Source organism: Bradyrhizobium cosmicum, assembly GCF_007290395.2.
In the GTDB taxonomy this organism is placed as follows: Bacteria; Pseudomonadota; Alphaproteobacteria; order Rhizobiales; family Xanthobacteraceae; genus Bradyrhizobium; species Bradyrhizobium cosmicum.
The window spans coordinates 234,774-253,161 of the sequence record NZ_CP041656.2 but is presented as its reverse complement, the minus strand read 5'-3'; the positions used below and the strand labels follow the sequence as shown (position 1 = coordinate 253,161).

Annotated in this window: 21 protein-coding genes and 1 tRNA gene; 14 read left to right on the top strand and 8 right to left on the bottom strand. The window is 64.0% G+C overall.

What is annotated here, in order from left to right; all coding sequences use genetic code 11:
- Positions 1-36 precede the first annotated feature (36 nt).
- The 3 genes from FNV92_RS01190 to FNV92_RS01180 form a co-directional block, all read right to left on the bottom strand.
- On the bottom strand, positions 37-1,305 hold the full coding sequence (locus FNV92_RS01190; RefSeq protein WP_143842560.1) for a PQQ-dependent sugar dehydrogenase: 1,269 nt from the start codon (positions 1,303-1,305) through the stop codon (positions 37-39).
- Positions 1,306-1,687: 382 nt separating this feature from the next.
- Entirely contained in the window at positions 1,688-2,674 is a 987-nt protein-coding gene (locus tag FNV92_RS01185) for an NAD-dependent epimerase/dehydratase family protein (protein ID WP_143842561.1), read from the bottom strand.
- A gap of 76 nt (positions 2,675-2,750) precedes the next feature.
- Positions 2,751-2,825 (bottom strand) — tRNA-Gly (locus FNV92_RS01180).
- A 274-nt stretch (positions 2,826-3,099) separates the two neighbouring features.
- Here FNV92_RS01180 and trxA point away from each other — a divergent pair.
- The gene (gene trxA / locus FNV92_RS01175) at positions 3,100-4,023 is read left to right on the top strand and encodes a thioredoxin (RefSeq protein ID WP_014438878.1); all 924 of its coding nucleotides are present in this window, start codon (positions 3,100-3,102) and stop codon (positions 4,021-4,023) included.
- Between the two features lie 98 nt (positions 4,024-4,121).
- The gene (locus FNV92_RS01170) at positions 4,122-4,799 is read left to right on the top strand and encodes an LON peptidase substrate-binding domain-containing protein (protein ID WP_014438877.1); all 678 of its coding nucleotides are present in this window, start codon (positions 4,122-4,124) and stop codon (positions 4,797-4,799) included.
- Between the two features lie 138 nt (positions 4,800-4,937).
- Here the strand turns inward: FNV92_RS01170 and FNV92_RS01165 are convergent, their stop codons facing one another.
- The 3 genes from FNV92_RS01165 to FNV92_RS01155 form a co-directional block, all read right to left on the bottom strand.
- A complete protein-coding gene (locus tag FNV92_RS01165; RefSeq protein WP_143842563.1) occupies positions 4,938-5,531 on the bottom strand; it encodes a cytochrome b/b6 domain-containing protein in 594 nt (197 codons plus the stop codon).
- A gap of 61 nt (positions 5,532-5,592) precedes the next feature.
- Complete coding sequence (locus FNV92_RS01160) at positions 5,593-5,871, bottom strand: PepSY domain-containing protein (RefSeq protein ID WP_041748648.1); 279 nt, start codon at positions 5,869-5,871, stop codon at positions 5,593-5,595.
- 202 nt (positions 5,872-6,073) lie between these two features.
- Positions 6,074-6,424 (bottom strand): hypothetical protein, encoded by a 351-nt coding sequence (locus FNV92_RS01155; RefSeq protein WP_143842564.1) that lies wholly within the window; start codon positions 6,422-6,424, stop codon positions 6,074-6,076.
- Positions 6,425-6,514: 90 nt separating this feature from the next.
- Here FNV92_RS01155 and FNV92_RS01150 point away from each other — a divergent pair, with 90 nt between their 5' ends.
- Both FNV92_RS01150 and FNV92_RS01145 read left to right on the top strand, forming a co-directional pair.
- Complete coding sequence (locus FNV92_RS01150) at positions 6,515-7,045, top strand: TetR/AcrR family transcriptional regulator (protein ID WP_143842565.1); 531 nt, start codon at positions 6,515-6,517, stop codon at positions 7,043-7,045.
- A gap of 56 nt (positions 7,046-7,101) precedes the next feature.
- Positions 7,102-7,299 carry a Trm112 family protein gene (locus FNV92_RS01145; RefSeq protein WP_014438872.1) on the top strand — a complete coding sequence of 66 codons (198 nt, stop codon included), beginning with the start codon at positions 7,102-7,104 and terminating at the stop codon, positions 7,297-7,299.
- 197 nt (positions 7,300-7,496) lie between these two features.
- On the opposite strand, the gene FNV92_RS01140 is transcribed toward FNV92_RS01145, so the two are convergent.
- On the bottom strand, positions 7,497-8,717 hold the full coding sequence (locus tag FNV92_RS01140) for a ubiquinone biosynthesis hydroxylase (protein WP_143842566.1): 1,221 nt from the start codon (positions 8,715-8,717) through the stop codon (positions 7,497-7,499).
- Between the two features lie 216 nt (positions 8,718-8,933).
- On the opposite strand from FNV92_RS01140, the gene tesB reads away from it, so the two are divergent.
- The gene (gene tesB, locus FNV92_RS01135) at positions 8,934-9,797 is read left to right on the top strand and encodes an acyl-CoA thioesterase II (RefSeq protein WP_143842567.1); all 864 of its coding nucleotides are present in this window, start codon (positions 8,934-8,936) and stop codon (positions 9,795-9,797) included.
- A 3-nt stretch (positions 9,798-9,800) separates the two neighbouring features.
- On the opposite strand, the gene FNV92_RS01130 is transcribed toward tesB, so the two are convergent.
- Positions 9,801-10,676: a DUF4339 domain-containing protein gene (locus tag FNV92_RS01130; protein WP_143842568.1), complete on the bottom strand. Its 876-nt coding sequence runs from the start codon at positions 10,674-10,676 to the stop codon at positions 9,801-9,803.
- 239 nt (positions 10,677-10,915) lie between these two features.
- Here FNV92_RS01130 and FNV92_RS01125 point away from each other — a divergent pair, with 239 nt between their 5' ends.
- The 9 genes from FNV92_RS01125 to FNV92_RS01085 all read left to right on the top strand — a co-directional run bounded on the left by FNV92_RS01125 (position 10,916) and on the right by FNV92_RS01085 (position 18,386).
- On the top strand, positions 10,916-11,254 hold the full coding sequence (locus FNV92_RS01125) for a P-II family nitrogen regulator (RefSeq protein WP_014438868.1): 339 nt from the start codon (positions 10,916-10,918) through the stop codon (positions 11,252-11,254).
- A gap of 78 nt (positions 11,255-11,332) precedes the next feature.
- Positions 11,333-12,634, top strand: coding sequence for an ammonium transporter (locus FNV92_RS01120; RefSeq protein ID WP_143842569.1), 1,302 nt, complete (start codon positions 11,333-11,335; stop codon positions 12,632-12,634).
- A gap of 42 nt (positions 12,635-12,676) precedes the next feature.
- Positions 12,677-12,991 (top strand): ArsR/SmtB family transcription factor, encoded by a 315-nt coding sequence (locus tag FNV92_RS01115; protein WP_143842570.1) that lies wholly within the window; start codon positions 12,677-12,679, stop codon positions 12,989-12,991.
- Between the two features lie 12 nt (positions 12,992-13,003).
- Positions 13,004-13,360, top strand: a complete 357-nt coding sequence (locus FNV92_RS01110; RefSeq protein WP_143842571.1) for an SRPBCC family protein — start codon at positions 13,004-13,006, stop codon at positions 13,358-13,360.
- A gap of 48 nt (positions 13,361-13,408) precedes the next feature.
- Entirely contained in the window at positions 13,409-14,011 is a 603-nt protein-coding gene (locus tag FNV92_RS01105; RefSeq protein ID WP_014438864.1) for an ATP-dependent Clp protease proteolytic subunit, read from the top strand.
- A 445-nt stretch (positions 14,012-14,456) separates the two neighbouring features.
- Complete coding sequence (locus FNV92_RS01100) at positions 14,457-14,795, top strand: P-II family nitrogen regulator (protein ID WP_008142813.1); 339 nt, start codon at positions 14,457-14,459, stop codon at positions 14,793-14,795.
- A 37-nt stretch (positions 14,796-14,832) separates the two neighbouring features.
- Positions 14,833-16,281, top strand: coding sequence for an ammonium transporter (locus FNV92_RS01095; protein WP_143842572.1), 1,449 nt, complete (start codon positions 14,833-14,835; stop codon positions 16,279-16,281).
- 203 nt (positions 16,282-16,484) lie between these two features.
- Positions 16,485-16,889: a GFA family protein gene (locus tag FNV92_RS01090; RefSeq protein WP_014438861.1), complete on the top strand. Its 405-nt coding sequence runs from the start codon at positions 16,485-16,487 to the stop codon at positions 16,887-16,889.
- Between the two features lie 282 nt (positions 16,890-17,171).
- A complete protein-coding gene (locus FNV92_RS01085; protein WP_168213398.1) occupies positions 17,172-18,386 on the top strand; it encodes an aminotransferase class I/II-fold pyridoxal phosphate-dependent enzyme in 1,215 nt (404 codons plus the stop codon).
- Positions 18,387-18,388: the final 2 nt, after the last annotated feature.

The following is an 18,388-nucleotide window of genomic DNA, read 5'->3' as shown; positions in this document are numbered from 1 at the left end:
CGCCTCGCGGCCACCGCAGCCCCGGATCGTCGTGCGCTACTTCTTGCTGTAGCTGATGCGATAGATCGCGCCGGCCCAGTCGTCGGCGACGAGGATCGAACCATCCTTGGCGAGGATGATGTCGTTGGGACGGCCGAGATAGCCCTGGTCGCCCTCGAGCCAGCCGGAGGCGAACACCTCCTGCTTGGCGTTCTTGCCGTCGGGGCCGACCATCACGCGCATGATGCGCGCGCCCTGGTATTTGTGACGATTCCAGGAGCCGTGCTCGGCGATCAGGATGTTGTTCTTGTACTCGGCGGGGAACTGGTCGCCGGTATAGAACTTCATGCCGAGCGGAGCGACGTGCGCGCCGAGGTTCAGCACGGGCGGCGTGAACTCGGAGCATTTGTGGCCCATGGCGAACTTCGGATCGGGAAGGTCGCCCTGGTGGCAATAGGGATAGCCGAAATGCTCGCCCATTTTCGAAATCATGTTCAGCTTGTCTGAGGGCAAATCGTCGCTGACCCAGTCGCGCGCGTTCTCGGTAAACCAGTACTTGCCGGTGCGCGGATCAACGTCGCCGCCGACCGAGTTGCGAACGCCGAGCGCATAGACCTCGGCATTGCCGGTCTTGGGATCGACGCGCCGGATCTGCGACACGCTGGTCGGGGGAATGCCGACGTTGAAGGGCGGTCCGAACGGCAGATAGAACCAGCCTTCCTTGTCGACCGCGATGTACTTCCAGCCATGCGCGGCGTAGGACGGCATGTCGTCATAGACGACCTTGCCCTCGCCGAGCTTGTCCAGGTTGGCTTCGGCGTTGTCGTAGCGGATCAGCTTGTCGACCGCGATGACGTAGAGCGCGCCATCCCGGAAGGCGAGACCGGTGGGCATGTTCAGCCCCTTCAGGATGGTCTTGACCTCCTTCTTGCCGTTGTTGTCCTTGATGGCATAGACGTTGCCGAGGCCGAACGAGCCGACAAACAGCGTGCCCTTGTCACCCCAGGCCATCTGCCGCGCCGCGAGAACGCCGGGCGCATAGACTTCGATCTTGAAGCCGGCCGGCAGCTTGATCTTCTTCATCATCGCCGCGAGTTCGGCCTCCGACGCACCTGTCGGCGGACCCGACGGCGGCGCGAGGCCCTTCTGCGCCTCGGTCTCGTCGCCGAGGAACCAGTCATCCGGCGGATGGGTCCAGAACTCCTTGGTACCGGATTCGTATTTCTTCAGCGGTTTGCTTTTGTCCTGCGCATTGCCGACGCTGGTCCCCGCAAGAAGGGCTACGGCCGCAAGCGCCAACACGGATCGATGGAACATCGATGTCATCGCGTCACTCCCCTAAGGCAGCCGTCAGGGCTGCAAATTATTTTGTTATGGTTCGTCGAGAGGCGAAGTCTGGGGTCTGCCCGTGAGGCAGACGCAAAAAGGTTAGCACATCTGCGGGCGGTGAGAAGCGCGTCGCGTTCGCCGCGGTCGCACTCGGTAAAAGTTGAGACGGATTTTCTTTCGACCCGAGACCGGCGACGACAACGATCTCGCTGCAACGCGGAATCAGGATCCTGCGCAGTTGATTTGCAGGCAGCAGAGGCAGGCGTCGCGCAAGAAACGCGAAAACAACCCCATGCACAGTAGAACGGGTCAAGTGGCGTTGCGCCCGGTGAACCCGGCTAGACATTTGACGTGTCGAGCAAAACCGCAATTGCGGCGCTTACGGGACGATGGGGTAGGGCCCGTCGTCAAACACGGCGTCATGATAGCCTTTCGATCCGACCTCGCGCGCCAGTGCACTGCGAAAGTCGCGACCCTCGCGAAGGCAGTTCAGCACATGCGCGAAGTCGAATTCGGGCCGCCAGCCGAGTTCGCGCCGCGCGCGCCCATTGACATAGACGCGGTCGATCTCGGGAAAGAGCCGCCAGCCACGCGCGGCATAGAGCTGCGCGCAACCCGGATAGAGCTCGCGCACGACGCCGGCCGCATCCCGCGCCAGCGCCGCGAGATGACGTTGTTCGAACGGGCTCGTCGCGGAGACGATGTAGCGGCCGAAACCGATCTTCGGCGCGCGTTCGGCGGCGAGCAGATGGGCGCCCACCGCGTCCGCTATATCCAGCCGGCGATAGAGCAGCTCGTTGGCCTGCGCATTCTCCAGCGGGTAGGCCGACCGCATCGCGGGATCGTCATCGTCCTCCGGAAAGAAGCGCGAGGTCCGCAAGACCACGACCGGCAGCCCACGCTCGCGGAAGAATAGCTCGCAGAGATTTTCGGCCATCAGCTTGGTCGTGCCGTAGATGTTCTTCGGCACCGGCGGCAGGTCCTCGGTGACCCACACCGCCGCCTGTCCAGCCTCCGGCCTGAGCTGCGAGCCGAACGCGCTGGTGGTGCTGGTGAAGACGAAGCTGCGCACGCCGGCGGCGACGGCCGCCTCGAGCAGATTGAGCGTGCCGGTGACGTTGGTGTCGATGAAATCCTGCTTGCCGTGGGTCGCGACATGCGGCTTGTGCAGCGTCGCGGTGTGGATCACGGCAGTGACGCCGTCCATCCGCTCCCGCACGAAATCGGGATCGACGATCGAGCCGACAGCATCGGTGAAGGGCGATGGCTTCAGATCGATCCCGCGCACAGGGGAACCGCGCCCGCAGAGCGTCCGGACAATCGCCTCGCCGAGGTGTCCCGCACTGCCTGTAACCAGGATTGTCATGTCGGACCCAATTCAGCCGCCAGCGGCGTGGAAGACCACGACCTGACCCGGTTTGGCTGGATGCTCTGGGAAAAATTGGAGCGGGCGAAGGGGCTCGAACCCTCGACCCCGACCTTGGCAAGGTCGTGCTCTACCACTGAGCTACACCCGCATCCTGTGTCGGTCGCATGACTGCGCCGGCAACGGCTGTCGTATGCCAAAAGCGGACGCCGAATGCAACAGCTACCGGCGGCATAGATTCGCATCTTCCGGCCTATATGGACCCCAAAACCGGCCCAATCGGCCAAAAATGCCGCGGAACCCCCGAATCAACGCCCATGGATTGAAATTCGGCCGGCCCGGCCCAATTTTAGGGCGACAGCAACGCATATGAATTGGCGACGTGCTAAAGAGCCGCCATTCCAGACATGAGACGAGGGGATGCCGTGACGATCATCGACCAGGGTAACGGAGCGCCGGGCCCGGCTGCGGCCGATCTGATCAAGGACACCACCACCCAGACCTTCGTGAAGGACGTCATCGAGGAATCGAAGCGCCAGCCGGTGCTGATCGACTTCTGGGCGGAGTGGTGCGGTCCCTGCAAGCAGCTCACCCCGATCCTCGAAAAGGTCGTCAAGGCGGCCAAGGGCAAGGTCAAGCTGGTCAAGATGAACATCGACCAGCACCCGGCCATCCCGGGCCAGATGGGCATCCAGTCGATCCCGGCCGTGATCGCCTTCGTCAACGGCCAGCCGGCCGACGGTTTCATGGGGGCGGTGCCGGAGAGCCAGCTCAACGCCTTCATCGACAAGCTGACCAAGGGCGTCACCGCGCCGGGCGAGGTCAACATCGCCGAGATCGTGCAGGAGGCCGACGCCGTGCTTGCCGAGGGCGATGCCGCGGCGGCTGCGCAGATCTACGCCGAAGCGCTGCAGCACGACGCGACCAACATCGCGGCGCTTGCGGGCCTTGCGAAATGCTACACCGTTTCCGGCGCGATCGAGCAGGCCAAGCAGACGCTGGCGATGGTGCCGGAATCCAAGCGCAACGATCCCGCCGTGAAAGCCGTGCAGACCGCGATCGATCTTGCCGAGCAGGCGGAGCAGCTTGGGCCGGTGGCAGAGCTGGAACAGAAAGTCGCCGCAAACCCGCTCGATCATCAGGCCCGCTTCGACCTTGCGACCGCACTCAACGCGCAAGGCAACCGCGCGGCGGCCACCGAGCAGCTGCTCGCGATCATCAAGCGCGACCGCAAATGGAACGACGACGGTGCCCGCAAGCAGCTCGTGCAGTTCTTCGAGGCCTGGGGCGGCGCGGATGAGGCGACGGTCGAGGGACGCAAGCGCTTGTCGATTATCCTGTTTTCATAAGGCGTCTGCTGGAGCCGATCTTTCGGGAAACCGCTGCGGAGTTTCCCGTATCTCGCTATAGCAGGGGCTGATCACGTCAACCGGGGACCGCGCACCAGATGCCGATCAACATCGAATATCGCGGGCCCGCCGACCTTCCGGAGATCATTCCGGTGTTTCCGCTGCCCGGCGCGCTGCTGCTGCCGCGCGGCCAGATGCCGCTCAACATCTTCGAGCCGCGCTACCTTTCAATGGTCGACGATTGCTTCCGCGACGGCCATCGGCTGATCGGCATGATCCAGCCCGACACGACGCATTCGCCGAAGGACTCCGACAAGCCGGCACTGTTCCGCGTCGGCTGCGTCGGTCGCATCACCCAGCTCGCCGAATCCGGCGATGGCCGCTACATCCTCGAGCTGACCGGCGTCTCGCGCTTCAGGGTGGTCGAGGAACTCGAGGTGCTGACCGCCTACCGGCAGTGCAAGGTGGATTTCTTTGCCTTCATCGACGACTTCACCGCGCGCAAGGGCGAGGACGAGGTTGATCGCGAGGCGTTGCTGACGGTGCTGGCGGATTTCCTGAAAGCCAACAATCTCAAGGTCGACTGGGAGGGCGTCGAGAGCGCGCCCAACGAGGCGCTCGTCAACGCGCTGGCGATGATGTCGCCGTATGGTCCCGCGGAAAAGCAGGCCATGCTGGAGGCGATGGATTTGAAGACCCGCGCCGAGATCCTGATCGCGGTGACCGAGATGGACCTCGCCAAGAAGCGCACCAGCGGCGATCCGCCGTTGCAGTGAGGGTGCCTGCCCTTCGTCATTTCACAAACGTCGTCATGCCCGGGCTTGTCCCGGGCATCCACGTTCTCATGACCGTACTCAAGATCGTGGATGGCCGGGACAAGCCCGGCCATGACGGCAGGAGTATCGCCTCAAAGACTACAAATGGCCGCGGATGCGCTTGCGGCCGGTGAACATCGACCGGATCAGGTTCTCGCGCTGGAGCAGCCCCATCAGCACGACGCCCACGACGTGCAGTACGACCAGCACCATCACGGCGTCCGATGCATACACGTGGGTGTCCTCGATCCACCACACGCCGAAGAAGGTGACGGTCACCGACAACGCACCTGATATCGCCGACACCGCGAGCGACAGCAGCAGCGCCACCAGCATCAAGGTGCCGGCGGGATTGAGCCCGATATAGCGGCCGGTCATGCCGCGGCGCAGATTCCAGAGATAACTCGGCGCGGCACGAAGCCTGACGCCGACCATGCGGAAGCGCGAATAGCGGCTTCCCCGGACGCCCCAGACCAGACGGAAGGCCAGAAGCGCGAGCACGGTGTAGCCGACGATGCGATGAACGCTGTCATAGACCGTCGGGGTGAACCACGCGGCCAGAACGCTGGCGGCGAGAGTCCAGTGCCAGAGGCGCAGAGGGAGGTCCCAGACCGTGACTGTCCGCGAAACGGTTCGATCCGCGGGGGTCCCGTCGGACACCCCGCGTGCGTCTGGCGCCGCTTCGTCGATCAAGCGAGGACCACCCTCAATTCCTGCCTGCCTGGCAATCGTTCCTTGACGATCGTTACGATCGTTACTTGGCGATCGTGTGCTTCAGGCTGAGATCTTCGGGGCTGTAGAACAGCTCGTAGAGCTTGCCTTCCTTGACGCCGTAGACCTCATAGCATGAGCCCTCGATCTTGGAGCGCCGCACCTCGTAGCCGAGAGCCTTGGCCTTGGCTTCGGCTTCGCTCGCCGGCTTCCACGACGCCTTGTCGAGCTTGGTGCAGTCCTTGAAGCCGTCGGCCATCGCCGCCGATCCCATGCCAATCCCGATCGTCAGTGCAACGGCAACAACACGCATCACCTTCACGAGCATCTCCCCTTCTGTCCTTCGCGCGACATCTCGCGCGACGGAGAGTGAAGGATGGGATCGAGAGAGTGAAGTCAATCCGCTACGCGCGGGCGAAGCTTTAGAGTTATTCTAACGGTCCGAAAAAGATCAGCGCTGTCCGAATACAGTGCGCATTTGTAGGCCGGCTGCGGCCTTACGCCTCACGGTTTGCCACGGCGTGCTAATAGCCGGCAACCGCCATCGCGACGACGGCGCTGAGCGCCATCCAGCCGAAGTGCCGGCCGCGTGTCGCCCACGCGTTGGCGCAGGCGGACAAGCCGAACACACTGGCCATGGTGATGACGATCCAGTGGCGCGCAGGTGCCGAGTCCATCCAGGGCGCCGCGATCAGGAGCACGCCACCGCCGATCCAGGCGACGGTCGAGGCCTGCCAGACCAGGCGGACCAGGATACGAAGCCGTTCCGGTTCGATGCGGGCGCGGGGAAAGACCCTGGTCTCGCCGAGGACGCCATGGATCAGGGCCACGGCAATGGCAGCAACGCCGGCACATTGGAGCAAGAGATCGCGCATCGACGCCTCCATACAGTTGTGTATGGCGTATTAAGCGCTGGCCCGCCGCCTGTCAATACACTAGTGTATGGTAGATTTCCGGAACCCGCCGTGACCGAGCAGCTCTCCGCCGACGACTGGATCAAGCAAGGCCTGAAGACGCTCGCCAACAGCGGCTTCACGGCGCTGAAGGCCGATCCGCTCGCAAAGGCCATGGGGGTTTCGCGCGGCAGCTTCTATTGGCATTTCGCCGATCTTGGCGCGTTCCACGCCGCCATCCTGAAGCGCTGGCGCGAGATCGCGGCCGAGCAGATCATCGCAGATGTCGAGGCCGGCGGCGGCGAACCGCTCGCGGCGCTGCTGCGGCGAAGCTTTGGCGCGCGGCTCGATCTCGAGCGCGCGGTGCGCAACTGGGCGGCGTTCGATTCGGCAGCGCAGGTCGCGGTCCGCGCCATCGACCGCCGCAGGATCGACTATATCGAGACGCTGCTCACGATGCGCGGACTTGCGCCGGCGATGGCGCAGGCGCGGGCGCAGATTCTGTACTGGACCTTCCTCGGCTTTGCCCTGTCGGGCACGCCGGTGCCGGCCGCACGGCTGCAGCGCCTGCTCGACGAGATCCTGCAGATGGTGTCGGGCTAGAATCCTATTTTGACGCGATTTTCTATGCTAGAGGCAGGCGATTGCCGGAGACAAAAATGAACACGACCACCGAACGCCCCGAGAACAGCGTCGATCCCAAACTGCTGGAGATTCTCGTCTGCCCCTTGACCAAGGGTCCGCTGGAATTCGATTCCGCGCGGCAGGAGCTGATCTCGCGCAGCGCCAAGCTCGCCTATCCGATCCGCGACGGCATCCCGATCATGCTGCCGGAAGAGGCGCGCAAGATCGATTGAGGGGGGTCGTTTTACGCAAAGGCCGGGCACCACTCTCGGCGTCATCCCGCGAACGCGGGCATCCATAACCGCAGAGAGTGGTTATGGAGGGAGCTGATCACTCCGAATCCTCGCAAAACTCTTGCTGCGGCGTATGGATCCCGGATCTGCGCTTCGCTTGTCCGGGATGACAGTGGAGAGTTTGACAAAAGCTCCCGCTACAACGCCTCGCCCTTCAACAACCGCGGCACCTCGCCGGTCAGTCCGGCGGCCTGGCGGATGAAGAGATTCTTCAGCGGCGGGGCGCGGTCGACGAGGCCGAGGCCGATGTCGCGGACGGTGCGCAGCAGCGTCGACTGGTTGGAGAACAGGAAGTTCAGCGAGTTGGTGGCAACGCCCATCGCCATCGTGTCGAAACGGCGCCAGCGCTGGTAGCGCTCCAGCACGTCGGCTGCGCCGAGATCCATGCCGAGCCGCGCGGCATCGACGACGACTTCGGCCAGCGCGGCGACGTCCTTCAGCCCCATGTTGAGACCCTGGCCCGCGATCGGATGGATGACATGCGCGGCATCGCCGACTAGCGCGAGGCGCTCGGCAATGAAGGAGCGCGCGACGAAATAGGACAGCGGAAACGCGCGCGGCTTGTCGAGCGCCTTCACCTCGCCGAGATGCAGACCGAAGCGCTGCTCCAGCTCGCCGTGAAACTCCTCGTCGCTGAGCGCAATGATGCGCGCGGCCTCAGCCCGGCGCTCGGTCCACACCAGCGAGGAGCGTTTGCCCGTGAGCGGCAGGATCGCGAACGGGCCCGCGGGCAGAAAATGTTCTTCAGCGCGGCCTTCATGATCGCGCTCGTGGCTGACGGTGACGACGATACCGGACTGATCATACTCCCAGCCATGGGTGGCGATGCCGGCGCGCTCGCGCAGCTTCGACCGCGCGCCGTCGGCGGCGACCAGCAGGCTCGCCGCGATGACGCTGCCGTCGCCGAGCGTCACGTCGATGCCCTCGCTGCGCGAATCGTAAGACGACACAATGGTGGCGCGAAGATCGATGCCTTCCGCCTCGGCGCGCGCCACCAGCGCATCGATCAGACGGCGGTTCTCGACCATATGCGCAAAGGACTCGCCCGGCGCGACATCGCCGGCGAAGTTCAGGAACACCGGACGGGTGGCGTCTTCGAGCTTGGAATCGGTGACGACCATGTCGAGGATCGGCTGCGCCTCGTCCCTGACGTCGTCCCAGACGCCGATCGCCTCGAACAGGCGGCGGCAGGCGGCCACGATCGCAGTGGCGCGCGGATCGCGGCTCGGCCTCGTGGCGAACGCGGGATCGGCGACGATGACGGGAATCTCGGGGCCGAGCCCCTGACGCAACGCCAGCGCCAGTGCCAGGCCCGCAAACGCGCCGCCGCCAATGACAATGCTACCCTGTACCGACATACCCAATCCCTAGCTCACTCTTGGTCTTGCTAGCAGACTTGAGGTGGGCGAAACAGTGCAGTGAAACAAGGGCGGAACTCGCCCACCATGTCATTCCGGGGCGCGACCAGGTCGCGAGCCCGGAATCCATAACCACAGGCCGGGGTTATGGATTCCGGGCCTGCGCCGTTCCGGCGCATCCCGGAATGACGACCAGAGACATTCCGGAGCGGTGTCATGTCCAAGAGCCTGATCGACCTGATCTCGATCCTCGACCTCGAACAACTCGAGGTGAATCTGTTCCGCGGCAACAGCCCAAAGACGAGCTGGCAGCGGGTGTTCGGCGGCCAGGTGATCGGGCAGGCGATGGTGGCGGCCTGCCGAACCGTCGAGGGCCGGCTGCCGCATTCGCTGCATTGCTATTTCATCCTGCCCGGCGATCCCCAGATCCCGATCATCTACCAGGTCGAGCGCCTGCGCGACGGCAAGAGCTATTCGACCCGCCGGGTCACCGCGATCCAGCACGGCAACGCGATTTTCTCGATCATGGTGTCGTTTCATACCGATGAGGAGAGCGCATTCGATCATCAGGACAAGATGCCCGAGGTGCCGCCGCCGGAAAAGCTCACGGCGGAAGAGGTGGCAAAGCAGCCGATGTTCAAGGAGATGCCGGAGTTCATCCGCCGCTACTACGAGTCGGATCGCCCGATCGAGTTGCGCCCGGTCGAGCTCAGCCGTTATTTCGGCGAGAAGATCGAGGACGGCCGCATTCACGTCTGGATCAGGACCGCGGCGAAGCTGCCCGACGATCCGGCGCTGCACATGTGCGCGCTGGCCTATGCCTCGGACTTTTCGCTGCTGGATGCGATCATGGCGCGCTACGGCCGCACCCTGTTCGACAAGCGCATGATGCCGGCGAGCCTCGACCACGCGATGTGGTTTCACCGCCCGTTCCGCGCCGACGAATGGTTGCTCTACGCGCAGGATTCGCCGAGCGCGCAGAGCGGCCGCGGCCTGACCCGCGGTTCTATCTTCAAGCCCGACGGCACGCTGGTGGCGTCCGTCGCGCAGGAAGGGTCCGTGCGCGAGCGGAGGAGCTGATCGTCAGAGCGATCCGCGCGGTGCAAGCGCGAATTGCGACACGTACCAGCGGCCGTACCAGCGCAGCATCCATGGAATCGGGATGATCAAGCTGCAGGCCAGCGAGAACACCACTGTGCGCCACAGCACCTGCCAGCCGCTGCCAGTGAACACGATCTCGCGCCGAGTACCCTCGGTATTGCGGCAGATCCAGCGCATCCAGTACGCCAGCACCCAGGCCCAGCCGATGATGGTGATGGTCGAGATGAGCATCAAGAGATACCAGCCGACATAGCCGATCGCGCTGCCCTGGAACGAGATCGGCAGCCGCTCGCCGTTCGAGGTGAGATTGGCTACGATCCAGCGCATGATCACCCAAGCGAAGAAGGCATTGGCGATCGTCGCGAGAAGGGGCGCGTACGAAATGCCGGTCGCACCGGCATAAGTCAGCAGCGCGTTGCCCATCAGCGCCCACCAGATATCCATCGGCTCGCCGGCAAAACCAAAATTCGGGCGGCCCGGTACCTGGATGTGCGACGTTATGTATTTGTAGAACCAGACGGTGACCCATGGTGCGGGGATCACCAGCAGCATGCCGATGATGAACACGATGCTGCGGCCGAGAAGACCGAAGGCGCTGAAATCAGCCGACAGCGATCCACCGCCGCCGCCCGCATAACCACCGCCGCCCATCATCGGCGGACCGCCAGCCGGGACCATCGGGGGCGCGCCGCCGCCGATCAGGCCGGGGATTTCGGCGGCCTTCTGCCAGCCGGCCATGCCCTCGGACCACACCAGCGTATCCGGACGCACGATCCCTTGCGAAATCAGGTCGCGGAATTGCCCTTCCGGATAGGGCCCCTGCTGCTTGCCCTCGGATGCGTAGAACCAACTCGCCATGAAGCGTCCCCCTCGAACATACTTTTGTACCAGCCGGGACGCTTGGGTTCACCGCATCCATGCCAAAAATGCATTGTGAAGGATGAACAGATGCCCTGTACAGAGGCGGCCGTTCACACGCGCAGACGTTTTTCCGCTTCAACCTGCAAGTTTTTTATGCCATGTGCCCGGAAAGATGCCAGATTGACGCTGCGCCGGGGACATACGGCGCGGCGTATCCCCGGGGAACAGGCCTGACCATGAAACTCGTCGTCGCGATCATCAAACCCTTCAAGCTGGATGAAGTCCGCCAGGCCCTGACAGCGATCGGCGTCCACGGCATGACCGTGACCGAGGTGAAGGGCTATGGCCGCCAGAAGGGCCACACCGAGATTTATCGCGGCGCCGAATATGTCGTGAACTTCCTGCCAAAGCTGCGGATCGAGATCGCGGTTGCCTCCGACATCGCCGAAAAGGCCGTCGGCGTGATTACCGCCTCCGCGCGCACCGGGCAGATCGGCGACGGCAAGATCTTCGTCACGCCAATCGACCACGCGCTGCGCATCCGCACCGGCGAGACCGACAGCGACGCGCTCTAACGCTCTAATAAGTCTTCGACGATCGCACCGGGCAACGACGCCACAGCGTGCGACGTCATCACTGCTGGGGGAAACGACATGGCGGGATTGTTGCGCCGCGCAGCCTGTATGGCTGCGGGAATCGGATGTGTGTCGGCCGTTGCAGCGCCGGCACATGCCGCAAGCTCCGAGATCAACACCGCCGACACCGCCTGGATGATCGTCGCCACCGCGCTGGTGCTGATGATGACGATCCCGGGGCTCGCGCTGTTCTATTCCGGCATGGTGCGCAAGAAGAACGTGCTTGCGACCATGGCGCAGAGCCTTGCCGCCGTGACGATGATCTCGATTCTCTGGGTCGCGTTCGGCTATTCGCTGTGCTTCGTCGGCGACGGCCCCTGGATTGGCACGCTCGACCGCTGGTTTCTCGCGGGCATGACGATGGACAGTGTCAACCCGGCGGCGAAGACCATCCCGGAAGCGCTGTTCATGCTGTACCAGATGACGTTCGCGATCATCACGGTAGCGCTGGTGGCAGGTTCGGTCGCCGACCGGATGCGGTTCTCCGCCTATCTTCTGTTCTCGGTCGCCTGGTTCATCTTCGTCTATATTCCGCTGGCGCACTGGGTGTGGGGCGGCGGCTTCCTGGCCAGCATGGGCGTGCTGGATTTTGCCGGCGGCCTCGTCGTGCATCTGTCGGCGGGCACCGGCGGCCTCGTCGCCGCCAAGGTGATGGGGCGCCGTCACGGTTACGGTACCGAGAATCTTTCGCCGTTCGACCTCTCGCTTGCCGTGATGGGCACCGGCCTGTTGTGGGTCGGCTGGTTCGGCTTCAACGGCGGCTCGGCCGGCGCCGCCAATTCGCGCGCCGTGCTGGCGATCATCGCAACACATCTTGCGGCCTGCTCCGGCGCGCTGACCTGGGGCGCGATCGAATGGTCGACCCGGCGCAAGCCGTCGGTACTCGGCATGATCTCCGGCGCGGTGGCCGGCCTCGGCACCATCACACCCGCCTCGGGCTTCGTCGCGCCGTGGCACGGCATCGTCATCGGCATCATCGCCGGGGCGGTTTGCTACTGGGCCTGCACCTGGCTGAAGCACCGCTTCGACTACGACGATTCACTCGACGTGTTCGGCGTTCACGGCATCGGCGGCCTGACCGGCACGCTGCTGGCCGGCGTGTTCGCGACCTCCGCGATCGGCGGCACCGCCGGCCTGCTCGAGGGCCATCCGCAGCAGCTCCTGATCCAGCTCTACGGCGTCGCCGTCACCTTCGTCTGGTCGGCCGGGGTGAGTTTCATTCTGCTCAAGCTGGTCGCGCTGTTCGTGCCGTTGCGCGTCTCCCGCGAGCATGAACTCGAGGGGCTCGATATCTCGCAGCACGGCGAGGCGCTTCAGTAATCGGGGCTTGAACAACACATAAGTGTGTGCTTATGTGTTGCCATGATCGAAGCCGACATCTTCAAGGCGCTGGCCGACCCGACCCGCCGCAAGGTCTTTGAGAAGCTGGCCGGCGGCAGCCAGAATGCCAGCGCTTTGCGCGAGGGGTTGGAGATCAGCCAGCCGGCGATGTCGCAGCATCTTTCGGTACTGCGGGCGGCAGGCCTGGTGCGCGAGCAGCGGCAGGGCCGCTTCGTGAATTATGAAGTCGACCCGGACGGAATCGTCGCCATCGGGGCATGGCTTGCGCGCTACCGCGCCTATTGGCCGAAGCGCATGGAAGCACTCGCCGATCTCTTGAAGGACATGGATCAATAAGGATCTGGATCAATGAGCGACGAATTGAAGCCCGATTCCCCCGACGCGGCCCTGGTGCTCGAATTTGAATTCGATGCGCCGCCGGCAAAGGTCTGGCGCGCCGTGACCATCCCGGCCCTGCGCGAACGCTGGCTGCCGGATTGCGATCTTGCGGACGCCGAGCCGGAATCATCGATCGCGGGCGAAGAGGTGCGGTACCGGCTTCGCGAGTCCGAACCGCCGTTTCGCGAGAGTCACGTCATCTTCCGGATCGAACCGAACGAAGCCGGCGGCACCCGCTTTCGCATCATCCAGCAAACCTCGGACGGTCAAACGAAGCTGCCGCAGGCCGCCAACAGCAATCGCTGCTTGATGCGCGCGGCGGCCTGACGACAAAACCACTTCACTATCCATCATCTGCAGACATGGAGGTCGCCGATGCGCGACATGCTTCAGCTCGTCCCTATGGTCGTCGAGCAATCCGCCCGCGGCGAACGATCCTTCGACATCTATTCGCGGCTCTTGCGCGAACGCATCATCTTCCTCAATGGCGAGGTCAACGATGCGATGTCGGGCCTAGTCTGCGCCCAGTTGCTGTTCCTGGAGGCGGAGAATCCGAACCGGCCGATCAACCTCTACATCAACTCCTACGGCGGCGTGGTCACCTCTGGCCTCGCGATGTACGACACCATGCAGTTCATCAAGGCGCCGGTCCACACGCTGTGCATGGGCACGGCGCGCTCCATGGGCTCGTTCCTGCTGATGGCCGGCGAGCCCGGGCACCGCGCCGCGCTGCCCAATGCCAGCCTTCACGTGCATCAGCCCCTTGGCGGCTTTCAGGGGCAGGCGTCCGACATCCTGATCCATGCCAACGAAATGCAGGAAACCAAGCGGCGCATCATCCGGCTCTACGCGCGACATTGCGGACGCCGCGAGGACGAGGTGGAACGGACCCTGGACCGCGACCACTTCATGACCGCCCAGCAAGGGGTCGAATGGGGACTGATCGACCGGGTCTATGCGGAGCGCGACGCCGCCTGACAGCTCCAACGGCCCTCAGCCGGATACCGTCTGGCGGCCTTTGTCCTGCTCAAGCGGGCAGGCTTACCGCGCGTAACCCGTAAGCAGGAGCCGGCGGGCTCGATATTTCGCGGCGCGGCAAGGCCCTCCCATTAGGCCTAGTACGTAATTAGATACCTTTCCGCTGCCCGACGCGTGAGCACCATTGTGTCGGCAGCCTGTCATGCACGTTTTTTGAGCAGCCATGGTCACGCAATGAGCGCGACGTAATAGCGCAGTGCACCACGATACCCGTCAAACGCGAAAACACCCGTTTTCATAGTCCGTTAGGCAACACGGCCGATCTGGCACGGCATTTGATTCTAAGGGTCCTGGCTGTGCCCGCGTAGTGAACTTCTCCCTCGTGGCGAACCAGTCGAGAAACGCCCGGCCACGTCCGGACCGGGCCCAAGCGGGGATAGGACCCATGAAAATTGTTATGGCGATTATCAAGCCATTCAAGCTGGAAGAAGTCCGGGACGCCCTGACCGCCATCGGCGTTCACGGTCTCACGGTGACGGAAGTCAAGGGATATGGCCGCCAGAAAGGCCATACGGAAATCTATCGCGGTGCTGAATACGCCGTGAGCTTCCTGCCCAAAATCAAGATCGAGGTCGCGGTCGCCTCCGACCAGGTGGACAAGACCATCGACGCCATCACGTCCGCCGCGAAAACCGGGCAGATCGGCGACGGCAAGATCTTCGTCATCAACCTCGACCATGCGGTTCGCATCCGCACCGGCGAGGCCGATGCCGCGGCCCTCTGATTTCGCGCTCAACCTTTACCAATCAGGAGTAAATAAAATGACGTTCAAGCGTCCCTATGGCGCGGGATTGGCGGCTCTCGCAGTCGGCATGTTCGCTGCGACCGCGGCCTATGCCGAGCCAACGGTCAACAAGGGAGACAACGCCTGGATGCTGACATCGACAGTGCTCGTGCTGTTGATGACGATCCCGGGTCTCGCGCTGTTCTACGGCGGCCTCGTCCGCTCCAAGAACATGCTCTCCGTCCTGATGCAGGTGTTCTACACCGTCTGCGTCGTCACCGTGATCTGGGCCGTGTACGGCTACAGCCTCGCCTTCACCGGCGGTTCCGACTTCATCGGCGGCTTCTCCAAGGCCTTCATGATGGGCGTCACCACCGACTCGAAGGCCGCAACCTTCTCGGTCGACGCCAACATCTCGGAGCTCATCTACATGTGCTTCCAGATGACCTTCGCGGCGATCACGCCCGCCCTCATCGTCGGCGCCTTCGCCGAACGCATGAAGTTCGCGGCGCTCGCCTTGTTCGTTCCGCTCTGGGTCACGCTGATCTACTTCCCGATCGCGCACATGGTCTGGTACTGGCCCGGCCCGGACATGATCCAGGACGCTGCCAAGGCCCTGGCTGCTGCCACTGACGCGGCGGCGAAGACCGCGGCGCAGGCCAAGCTCGACGAGATCAACGCCGACGCCGGCTGGATCTTCAAGAAGGGCGCGATCGACTTTGCAGGCGGCACCGTGGTGCACATCAACGCCGGCATCGCAGGTCTCGTCGGCGCTCTGCTGATCGGCAAGCGCGTCGGCTATGGCAAGGAGCTGATGGCTCCGCACTCGCTGACCATGTCGATGATCGGCGCCTCGCTGCTCTGGGTCGGCTGGTTCGGCTTCAACGCCGGCTCCAACCTCGAAGCCAACGGCGGCGCGGCCCTCGCCATGACCAACTCCTTCGTCGCCACCGCAGCCGCCGCGCTGTCGTGGATGTTCGCGGAGTGGATCGTGAAGGGTCATCCGTCGGTGCTCGGCGTCATCTCCGGCGCTGTCGCAGGCCTCGTGGCGGTGACTCCCGCGGCCGGCTTCGCCGGCGTGATGGGTGCGATCGTCCTCGGCCTCGTGGTCGGCGTGGTCTGCCTGTTCTTCTGCACCGTCGTGAAGAACGCGCTCGGCTACGATGACAGCCTCGATGTGTTCGGCGTGCACTGCGTCGGCGGCATCGTCGGCGCCCTCGGCACCGGCATCCTCGTCAACCCGGCGCTCGGTGGTGCGGGCATCATCGACTACACCGCGATCCCGCCGAAGGTTGCCGATTACGACTTCGCGGCGCAGATGATCTCCCAGCTCTGGGGCGTCTGCACCACGCTGGTGTGGTCGGGCGTCGGTTCGGCGATCCTCTACAAGGTCGTCGACGTGATCGTTGGCCTCCGTGCCAATGTCGAGACCGAGCGTGAAGGCCTCGACATCACCGAGCACACCGAGCGCGCCTACAACATGTAACTCTCCTCCCGGACGCGATCTCCTCGGGGATCGCGTCCACAACTACGGTTTGGGCACATACCCGGCAATGCCCAGACTGTTGAGGGGCTCCAGCGCAAGTTGGAGCCCCTTTCTTTTCGTCCCCGTGCCGAAGAAAAAGATTGCCATTCCAGATTGCCGGCGCAGAAATATCGACCACAACGAAAACAAATCGGGAGGTCGTCATGCGTTTGGAAGGCGGATGCTATTGCGGCGAAGTGCGCTACGTGGCCGAGGGCGATCCCATGATGCAGGCCCAGTGTCATTGCCGCGAGTGCCAGTACATCTCGGGCGGCGCGCCCAACACCTTCATCGCGATGCCGGTCGCCGGCTTCAGCTACATCATCGGACAACCCAAGCAGTTCACGCGCAAGGACCTCGAGCGCGCCGTGACACGCGAGTTCTGTCCCGAATGCGGCACGCATCTGGTGACCAAGGTTCCGGGGTTGCCGGCCGCAATCCTGAAGGTCGGCACGCTGGACGAGCCGGAACAGTTCCATCCGCAGATGGCGATCTACACCTGCGACAAACAGGAGTTTCATGCGATCCCGGCGGGCATGGCGACGTTCGAGAAGCTGCCGGCGCACTGAGGCGCGCCTATATCGCCAAGCTCGTCGTGCCCGGCCTTGTCCCGGGCACCCACGTTCCTGGAGTCGGCGGAAGGGGCGTGGATGGCCGGGGCAGGCCCGGCCATGACGGGAGCTTGGCGGCCCAGGCATCCCATTGCTATCCGGTCTCATAATTCCCGGTCTGGACGGACCTGCCGACCGATGGTTAATCGCGTCTTAACCTCGCCCTATCTATGGTGAACTGAACCGCTTCCCGCCGGCGCCCTGGTGCGACCGGCTGTTCAAAGAGTGCTGGCGTCCAGAATGGCTATGACCGCTTCATCCAGTGCGCCGCAGGGCGGTGGTAGCTCCGATTCCGCACGCTCGCCTTTCGTCCGGCTGAACGAGCTGCTGGCTCCCCATCAGCCCGGCAAGCCCCTGATTTCGCTTGCGGTTGGCGAACCCCAGCATCCCGTGCCCGACTTCGTCGGCCCCGTGCTCGCCAAGCATATCGCCGATTTCGGCCGCTACCCGATGAACCAGGGTACGGAGCCGTTCCGCGCGGCGGCCAGCGCCTGGCTGTCGTCGCGCTTCAAGCTGCCGCGGCCGCTCGATCCCAAGACCGAGATTCTCGTCCTCAATGGCAGCCGCGAAGGGCTGTTCCTCGCCGCAATCGCGGCCGCGCGCTATGTCGGTCCGCGCCCGGGCAAGCCCGCCATCCTGATGCCGAACCCGTTCTATCCGGTCTATGGCGCCGGCGCCTCGGCTGCCGCTTGCGAGCAGATCTATCTGCCGACCACGAGCGAAAACGGCTTCCTGCCCGATCTCGATGCCATCGACGAAGCAACGCTGGCGCGCACGGTGGCGTTCTATCTGGCCTCGCCCGCCAACCCGCAGGGCTCGGTCGCCAAGCCCGACTATTTCAGGCGGCTGAAGCAGCTCGCCGACCGCCATGGTTTCGTGATCCTCAGCGACGAGTGCTACTCCGAGATCTATACCCGCGAAGCCCCGGGCAGCGCGCTCGAATGCGCCGGCCCCGACTTCACCCGCGTGGTCGCATTCCAGTCGCTGTCGAAGCGCTCCAACCTGCCGGGCATGCGCGTTGGTTTCGCCGCCGGTGACAAGAGGTTCATCGGCATGTTCCTCGAGCTCCGCAACATCGCAGCTCCGCAGGTGCCGGTGCCGCTCCAGCATGTCGCGATCGCCGCCTATGGCGACGAAGCGCATGTCGAGGAGAATCGTCGGCTCTACCGGACCAAGTTCGATCTCGCCGACCAGATCATCGGCAATCGCTACGGCTATCGCCGGCCCGATGCGGGCTTCTGCGTCTGGCTCAACACGTCCGACATCGGCGACGACGTGTCGGTGTGTCTGAAACTCTTCAAGGAAGCAGGCGTGCGCGTGGTACCCGGCAGCTTTTTGGCGCGGCCCCAGCCCGACGGCTTCAATCCCGGCGCGGGCTACATTCGCCTCGCGCTGGTGCAGGATGGCGAGACCACGGCGCAGGCGCTGCACCGGCTGGTCGAGACTCTGGGTTAGGC

Coding starts and splice junctions, on each gene's coding strand:
- FNV92_RS01170 (WP_014438877.1), top strand. CDS start 4,122: ATGCCGATCAACATCGAATATCGCGGGCCCGCCGACCTTCCGGAGATC.
- FNV92_RS01110 (WP_143842571.1), top strand. CDS start 13,004: ATGAGCGACGAATTGAAGCCCGATTCCCCCGACGCGGCCCTGGTGCTC.
- FNV92_RS01190 (WP_143842560.1), bottom strand. CDS start 1,305: ATGACATCGATGTTCCATCGATCCGTGTTGGCGCTTGCGGCCGTAGCC.
- FNV92_RS01095 (WP_143842572.1), top strand. CDS start 14,833: ATGACGTTCAAGCGTCCCTATGGCGCGGGATTGGCGGCTCTCGCAGTC.
- FNV92_RS01120 (WP_143842569.1), top strand. CDS start 11,333: ATGGCGGGATTGTTGCGCCGCGCAGCCTGTATGGCTGCGGGAATCGGA.
- FNV92_RS01155 (WP_143842564.1), bottom strand. CDS start 6,424: ATGCGCGATCTCTTGCTCCAATGTGCCGGCGTTGCTGCCATTGCCGTG.
- FNV92_RS01090 (WP_014438861.1), top strand. CDS start 16,485: ATGCGTTTGGAAGGCGGATGCTATTGCGGCGAAGTGCGCTACGTGGCC.
- FNV92_RS01085 (WP_168213398.1), top strand. CDS start 17,172: ATGGCTATGACCGCTTCATCCAGTGCGCCGCAGGGCGGTGGTAGCTCC.
- FNV92_RS01115 (WP_143842570.1), top strand. CDS start 12,677: ATGATCGAAGCCGACATCTTCAAGGCGCTGGCCGACCCGACCCGCCGC.
- tesB (WP_143842567.1), top strand. CDS start 8,934: ATGTCCAAGAGCCTGATCGACCTGATCTCGATCCTCGACCTCGAACAA.
- FNV92_RS01105 (WP_014438864.1), top strand. CDS start 13,409: ATGCGCGACATGCTTCAGCTCGTCCCTATGGTCGTCGAGCAATCCGCC.
- FNV92_RS01140 (WP_143842566.1), bottom strand. CDS start 8,717: ATGTCGGTACAGGGTAGCATTGTCATTGGCGGCGGCGCGTTTGCGGGC.
- FNV92_RS01185 (WP_143842561.1), bottom strand. CDS start 2,674: ATGACAATCCTGGTTACAGGCAGTGCGGGACACCTCGGCGAGGCGATT.
- FNV92_RS01100 (WP_008142813.1), top strand. CDS start 14,457: ATGAAAATTGTTATGGCGATTATCAAGCCATTCAAGCTGGAAGAAGTC.
- FNV92_RS01130 (WP_143842568.1), bottom strand. CDS start 10,676: ATGGCGAGTTGGTTCTACGCATCCGAGGGCAAGCAGCAGGGGCCCTAT.
- FNV92_RS01125 (WP_014438868.1), top strand. CDS start 10,916: ATGAAACTCGTCGTCGCGATCATCAAACCCTTCAAGCTGGATGAAGTC.
- FNV92_RS01145 (WP_014438872.1), top strand. CDS start 7,102: ATGAACACGACCACCGAACGCCCCGAGAACAGCGTCGATCCCAAACTG.